Below are 7,323 nucleotides of genomic sequence, written 5' to 3'. Positions count from 1 at the left end.
CAATTTCCCTCCCAGTATATCAATGAACTTTCCGTGTTTTGCGGGGTGCAAATGTAAAAAGCATTTTCAAATCTCGCAAGCTTTTTTGAATCTTTTTTTAGAAAATTTCTTTCCCTTTCCAATTCCAAACCTGCCAGTATTTTCGATGAACATTTCGCTGTTGCGGGTGCAAAAGTACCACCTTTATTTACATTTCCAACTATTTATTTTACATTTTTTCCATCTTTTTTGATTTTATTTCTTAACTCCCTGATAACACAATTTTTACAGCACAAACTTTTTTTACCATTTGTCAGGTTTTTCTGCACTGCATTGTACTTTTGATAGTTTGCCGCGCTTTTTCCGCACCGTTTTTATCAGGTTTTCATTCCCTGAGGCCCTTTTCTAAACAAATAAACCGTTTTGAAAACTCATTTTTATCGCTTTGTTATCCAAAAAACTCTTAAAAACAACTCCACTAGCCCCGATAGAAGCGGAAATCCTTTTATTTTGGGGTTCAAAATAAAAGATTGGAGCGGATAGCGGGAAAAAGCTCCTTATTATTGGCTTTGAATTCCGCTCAGCCTCACAAAACTTTTACTCTTATTATAATGGTGAATACACCTCGTATAAGACGTACTGCAGTGCGTCTCTACCCAAAATCAGGTTTGAGTAAATTCTATACATATATATGTATAAAAATAAACCCGACAGGTTTTAGAAACTGTCGGGTTGTATATATTATTATTCTATGAAATCAATCAAAGCGAATTGCTTTTACGGGAGAGATTTTTGTTATTATATAAGAAGGAATTAATAATACGAGGAAACATACTGTTATGGTAAGCAAATTTAATAGCAGTATATAAACCCAATTTAAATATACCGGTGCCTGGTTTACATAGTAGTTTTCCGGATTAAGATGAATTATTCCGAATTGCTGCTGAATTAAGAGTAATGAGATCCCAATTAAATTTCCCCAAAATAATCCGCGAACGATTAGGTAGAAGGCATTATACAAAAAAACTTTGCGGACTGTCCAGTTGTTTGCACCTACTGCTTTTAAAATCCCAATCATTTGCGTTCGTTCTAAAATAAGAACCAGCAAGGCAACTACCATATTAATTGTCGCCACCAGAATCATTATCCCTAAAATAACTACAATATTAAAATCGAAGAGCTGCAGCCAGTCAAAAATATAACTATACTTTTCTGTGATTGTTTTTGTATCGAGATTTGATGAGATTTTTTCGTAAACCTGATTTCCAGTTTCTTTAATGGTAGTAAAGTCTTTTACAAAAACCTCAAAAGCACCAACCTGATCCGGGCTCCATTTGTTGATTCGCTGAATATGGCGAATATCACCTATTATATAGGTAGCATCAAAATCCTGAAATCCGGAACTAAAAATTCCTGCAATTTTAAATCGTCGGCTGTTTGGGAGTTTTCCTTGTTCATCTTTTATAAAAAAGGTATTAAAACTGTCTCCTAATTTTAAATTTAGTCGGTCTGCGAGAAATCTTGATATAATTACATCTTCGTTTAGCGCGTTTGAAAAATCAGGCAGTTTACCTTCAACTAAATATTCTTTTATATTATTCCAGTTATAATCTGCTCCTACTCCTTTGAAAACAATTCCCTCAAAAGCATTTTCTGTCCTAATTATTCCGGCTTTACTCGCTACTGCCTGTATATGGCTTACTTCTGGAACCGATTTAAAATTGGGATAAAAATCTTGTTTCTTTGAAATTGGAATTAAAGTTATGTCTGAATTATTATTATCATAATTTGAAATAATAATTTGTCCGTTGAAAGCAGAAACTTTTTCGCGTATTTTTTGCTGCAGACCAATTCCTGTCGCAACAGAAACCATCATCATAATTATACCAATGGCAATTGCAGAAATAGCAATTTTAATAATTGGCGCCGAAATACTGCTTTTATTATTTTTTGCAGTGATGAGTCGTTTTGCTATAAAGTATTCTAAATTCAATTTATGTCTTCTATTTTGATTTATATTTCAGATGATCAAAAATACATTTAAAAAAGCGAAATGTATAATTCTAAAGCAACAATACAATCTTAAAGATTACAGCGGCAATTTCTTTTTCATTTCTTCTACTATATTATAAGCAGCCGGGCAAATTGCAACATTTTTTAAAGTTAAATCGGCAATTTGATGAAACTTTTTGCGATCTGTATGAGGAAACTCTCTGCAGGCTTTTGGCCTTACATCATAAATCAAACAATAATTTTCGCTGTCCAAAAAAGTACAAGGAACACGTTTCAGGACATAATCCTTATCTTCATCGATGCGCAGGTACTGATCAATAAACTGCTGTGGTTTTTGTCTAAACGATTTCGAAATCCTTTCAATATCTGCCAAAGTAAATAAAGGCCCGGTTGTTTTGCAGCAATTGGCACATTTTAAACAATCCGTTTTTTTAAATTCCGCATCATGCAAATCCTGCATTACATAATCTAAATTCTTAGGCTGTTTCTTTTTCAGCTTATCAAAATACTTTTTGTTTTCGATATGCTTATCTTTGGCTAACTTATTTAAGTTATTTAAAATTTGTTTCAAGTTTAATTTTTAAAGTTGATCTGCAAAATTAAACAACTTTAAACTTGAAACCTTAAACTTTGAACTAAATTACAATGAAAGATCTTTTTGGGAAAGCGATGTATGATTTCCAAACTAATAATTCACCGGAAGATATTATTACCGAAACTTCTATTTCTGAAGAAGATGAAATGAGTATTGAGTACTTATTTCGTTCTTATGAAGAAATGCCAAAAATTGAACAGAAAGCTTTACAATTAGCTTCAGGGAAAACTTTAGATGTTGGCTGCGGAGCCGGAAGTCATAGTTTGTCATTACAAAATGATCGAAATTTAGATGTAATTGCTATTGACATTTCTGAAAAAGCCATTGAAACTTGTAAATTACGCGGATTGAAAAATGCCGTAGTTCAAAATATATTAGAATTTGAAGGAGAAAAATTTGACACAATTCTTTTATTGATGAACGGAACGGGTATTTTTGGAAAATTGCAAAACTGCAACACCTATTTATCAAAATTAAAATCTCTTTTGAATCCGAATGGGCAAATTTTAATCGACAGTTCAGATATCATTTATATGTTTGATGAAGATGAAGATGGCGGAAAATGGATACCGTCTGAAACAGAATATTATGGAGAACTCACGTTTTCTATATCCTATAAGGGAGAAAAAGAAGAAACTTTTGACTGGCTTTATCTCGATTATAATACACTGCAAAATGCCGCAATTGCAAACGGATTAAAATGTGAACTTATTATGGAAGGTGAACACTATGATTATTTAGCCCGACTTTCAATTTAACCTAATATAAAAAATATGGAAAATTTAGATATAGAGAAATTAAAATATCCAACAGGGAAATTTATTGCTCCTAATGAATATTCATCTGATTATATCTTAGGCAAAATTGAAGAAATTGCTTCTTTTCCCGAAAGATTAAAAACTGAAACAATAGATTTAAATGATGAACAATTAGATACTGAATACCGTCCTGACGGCTGGACAATCAGACAAGTAATTCATCATTGTGCCGAAAGCCACATGAATTGTTACATAAGATTAAAATGGGCTTTGACAGAAAATAATCCGATTATAAAACCATATGATGAAAAATTGTGGTCTGAATTGCCTGATAGTTTAAAAATGCCGATTTTACCAACTTTAAGTTTATTGGAAGGATTACATTTCAGATTATCTTATATAATGAAAAATTTGTCTGAGAATGATTTAGAAAGATCATTTATACATCCTGAAAATAATTCTGAGTATAAAATTAAACACATAATTGGCATGTATGCCTGGCACGGAAATCATCATTTAGCACATATCACAAATTTGAAAGAATACAAAAACTGGAAATAACCTATTGTATACTTTTTACACAATGTGTATTTATTACATAAAAAACTCTCCATGTTGGAGAGTTTTTTTATGGCTTATGGAATATTTAAGTACTTGTGTGTTTGAAGAGAAACTCTCCATTTTGGATTATTCATAACATAATCAACAATTAAAGGAGTCATTTCTTCTTTTTTACTCCATTCCGGCTGAAGAAACAAGATCGCGTTATCATTAACTAATTCTGCCTGTTCTTCTGCAAAAATAAAATCATGCTTATTGTAAATAATGACTTTTAATTCGTGTGCATTATCATAAACGTCTTGTGTTGGAAGTTTATTTTTCTTTGGAGAAAGGCAGATCCAATCCCAGCTTCCCGATAATGGATATGCACCAGAAGTTTCAATATGAACTTTTAAGTTTTTGCTTTTCAACTGCTGTGTCAGCAAAGTCATATCCCATGTAAGCGGTTCGCCGCCGGTAACTACAACCGTATTGGCATAACTCGAAGCATTATTTACAATTACATCGATATTAGTCGGCGGATGCAATTCTGCATTCCAGCTCTCTTTCACATCGCACCAATGACATCCAACATCACATCCTCCAATCCTAATGAAGTAAGCGGCAGTTCCGGTATGAAAACCCTCACCCTGAATGGTATAAAATTCTTCCATCAAAGGCAGCATTGCCCCTTTATTTACTTCTAATTGTATTTCTTTTGGTAACATTATTTTAATTTAATGTGCAAAGATAGTCAATTAATTACGGAACAAAAAAACCGATAGTTCAAAGCGAACTATCGGTTAAATATAATTAGTTTAAAACTATATTATTTTAAAGCTTTCACAGATTGTGCAGCATAAGTATTTGCAGGATCTAAAACTAAAGATTTATTGAAATATTCAATTGCTTTTGCTTTATCAGTATTTGCATAACTTGCTCCGATACTATTGTAAGCTTCTACAATTTTCTTCACTGTTGCAGGTTTTGCTAACTCTTCAGCACCTTTTGCAGTAATTTTAGCTACATACTCTTCGTAGTTTTTGATAATCAAATCATCTTTCTCTAACAAGTTGTTGATTCTTCCTTTGTATAAGTAAGCTTCATCATAAGTTGGAGAAGCAACTAAAATTCTGTCAAAAGCAGCATCTGCTTTAGCTAACTCAGCAGCATCTGCAGCTCCACCAGTTTTATTAGCATTAGCATAATAAACTGAAATACCATAATAAACATTGTCGTCAAGGTAATTTTTAGAATCTTTATTGTTTGCACCAAATTCGAAAATTGCAGCTGCCTGAGCAAATTGCTTTTTACCAAACAAAGCTTTACCTAAGTCATTAAGTTCTTCTACTACTAAAGGCTCTAATTCAATTGCTTTTTTGATATCTGCAAGACCTGCATTAAAAGCAGTTGCTTCTACAGCACCATCAGCACCAGTTCCCTTTTTGATTTTAGCTAAACCTAAATATAAATAATCTCTTCCGATTACTTTATTTGTTGGAGTTTTGATATAGTCTTCAATAGATTTGATAGCTACATCAACATTCCCGTTTTCGTAAGCTGCATAACCTAAATATCTGAAAATTCTAGGATTTACTTTATCTTCAGCAATCATTTTGTTTGCTACAGTTTCTAAGCTTTTGTAATCTTTTACTAAAATCAAGAAATCTGCGTGACGCATTTTAGAATCTAAAGAGTAATCTGTTAAACTCAAATATTTCTCATAGTTCGTAATTGCATTTTGCAAGTTTACTTTAGCTGTTGAAGGTTTATTTCTTCCCCATTTGTAATAAGTCTCCGCTAATTCTCTGTAAACAGGACCATAGTTTGGATTCAAAGCAATAACTTCATTAAAAGATTTGATAGCTTCATCATAAGATTTTGCACCTTTTAATAAAACACCTAACTGCATTTTAGCTCTTAAAAGAGTTGGATCTGCAGTAAAAGCATCACGGTAAGCCTTGTAAGCATCATTCTGATTGTTAGCTCCATAATACGCATCACCAATTGTTAAAAGTGCATTTGCATTTTGAGGCTCAATTGCCAAAGCTTTTTTCAAACTTGCAATTGCGTTTGTATAATCAGGATTTACAGAGTTCATGTAAGCTTTTCCAATGTAAATAAATTCATCTACATCTTTACGCTTGATATCTTTTGTAGCTAATGCAAAATTAGCTTGTGCTGCTGCAGCATTTTTATTATCAAGATCAATTTGACCTAATCCAATATAGTTTAAGTTTTTCTTATCAGATGCTTCAATTCCGTTTAAATAATAAATTTTCGCAGAATCTACTACACTTTGATTTAAATAAATGTTACCTAACACAAAATTAGCTTCTCCATCTGAAGGCTTAGCTTTAATAATTGATTTAAGTAATGATTTTGCTTTTTGAAACTGTTCAGCATCAATTGCCTTTTTTGCTTCTTTGATATCTTGCGCGTTTGCAACAGAAGCTGTAGCAACCATGGCAAGACTAAAAATTTTAAATTTATTCATCTTTATAGTCATTAATTTATTCGTTATCTTTTAAAATTTCATTTCTAATCTGAAGTTTTCTTCCCGGAGTTTTTATAGGAAGTAATCCAGACTTTAAAACTATTCGCTGTCCGATATCACCGGCAATAAATGAACCAAAGCCCATTCCCAAACCAGTATAACCCTGACAATTAATTATAAACAAATCACGTGCCAAAGGATATTTAACCTCGGCAAGATCATTTTGTGTAGGGCTGTAATATTTTGTATCGTTTAACCCTTTTACACTTAAAACATTTATTTTCTTTACAATCTCAGCCATACTTGGCGATGGTTGTGACAACCAATTTACACCAACAACACCAATCATTCCGTCATTTTCTGAAACGAATTTAATCACTTCATCATTTGTTTTAAAAGAGAACACACCTTGTGTAGGCAGGTCTTTTACTTTTGCCAGTTCCTTCATGTAGCGAACTGTACTTGAATTGGGATTATCAAAAACAAGACCTTTGATTCCTGTACCGGGCTTGCCCTGAATAAAATCAACTACCGTTTTCAACGCAATTAACGTATCATTATTGCTTTTATTTGAAATTAATGCAATTGCATCTGTAGCGAAAGGGGTTACACGCGGAACAATTTTACTTTTCTCGAATCTGCTTATTTCTTCTTGAGTTAATTTTCTTGTAGTAACCGCTACTTTAGCTTTTTTATTTAATAGATCGTTTATAACTTCAGCTTCTGATTTAGGCGTAATTGAAATTTTAGCATCGTAATAAGTTCCCTCAAAAACCGCTACCTGGTCTTCTACAATTGGTTTTACAGTTTCATCAACTGTAATATTTAAAGAACCTTTTAGAATTGTTTCTTTGTCAGATTGATTCTTGCTTTTTTGGTTACACATTGCAAACAAAAAAACAAAAACAATCAAACCTAAAAACCTACTATTTTTTAGCATA

General features: G+C 32.4%; 7 protein-coding genes. 2 read left to right on the top strand and 5 right to left on the bottom strand.

Annotation, left to right across the window (positions count from 1 at the left end):
- Positions 1-736: 736 nt before the first annotated feature.
- Together ASE21_RS09355 and ASE21_RS09350 are read right to left on the bottom strand one after the other, a co-directional pair.
- Positions 737-1,972, bottom strand: a complete 1,236-nt coding sequence (locus tag ASE21_RS09355; RefSeq protein ID WP_057122320.1) for an ABC transporter permease — start codon at positions 1,970-1,972, stop codon at positions 737-739.
- 96 nt (positions 1,973-2,068) lie between these two features.
- Positions 2,069-2,563, bottom strand: coding sequence for a YkgJ family cysteine cluster protein (locus tag ASE21_RS09350; protein ID WP_057122319.1), 495 nt, complete (start codon positions 2,561-2,563; stop codon positions 2,069-2,071).
- Between the two features lie 74 nt (positions 2,564-2,637).
- Between ASE21_RS09350 and ASE21_RS09345 the strand changes: the two genes are divergently transcribed.
- Both ASE21_RS09345 and ASE21_RS09340 read left to right on the top strand, forming a co-directional pair.
- Positions 2,638-3,345, top strand: a complete 708-nt coding sequence (locus ASE21_RS09345; protein WP_057122318.1) for a class I SAM-dependent methyltransferase — start codon at positions 2,638-2,640, stop codon at positions 3,343-3,345.
- 15 nt (positions 3,346-3,360) lie between these two features.
- Positions 3,361-3,906: a YfiT family bacillithiol transferase gene (locus ASE21_RS09340; protein WP_057122317.1), complete on the top strand. Its 546-nt coding sequence runs from the start codon at positions 3,361-3,363 to the stop codon at positions 3,904-3,906.
- Between the two features lie 74 nt (positions 3,907-3,980).
- Here the strand turns inward: ASE21_RS09340 and ASE21_RS09335 are convergent, their stop codons facing one another.
- The 3 genes from ASE21_RS09335 to ASE21_RS09325 all read right to left on the bottom strand — a co-directional run bounded on the left by ASE21_RS09335 (position 3,981) and on the right by ASE21_RS09325 (position 7,322).
- The gene (locus ASE21_RS09335; protein ID WP_057122316.1) at positions 3,981-4,613 is read right to left on the bottom strand and encodes a 7-carboxy-7-deazaguanine synthase QueE; all 633 of its coding nucleotides are present in this window, start codon (positions 4,611-4,613) and stop codon (positions 3,981-3,983) included.
- 101 nt (positions 4,614-4,714) lie between these two features.
- On the bottom strand, positions 4,715-6,382 hold the full coding sequence (locus ASE21_RS09330) for a tetratricopeptide repeat protein (protein WP_057122315.1): 1,668 nt from the start codon (positions 6,380-6,382) through the stop codon (positions 4,715-4,717).
- A gap of 16 nt (positions 6,383-6,398) precedes the next feature.
- Positions 6,399-7,322, bottom strand: a complete 924-nt coding sequence (locus ASE21_RS09325) for a PstS family phosphate ABC transporter substrate-binding protein (RefSeq protein ID WP_057122314.1) — start codon at positions 7,320-7,322, stop codon at positions 6,399-6,401.
- Between the last annotated feature and the right edge of the window lies 1 nt (position 7,323).

The organism is Flavobacterium sp. Root901, assembly GCF_001429765.1.
Classification (GTDB): Bacteria; Bacteroidota; Bacteroidia; order Flavobacteriales; family Flavobacteriaceae; genus Flavobacterium.
Note: the sequence above shows the minus strand (reverse complement) of the source record. Positions and strands in the feature narration are given on the sequence as shown.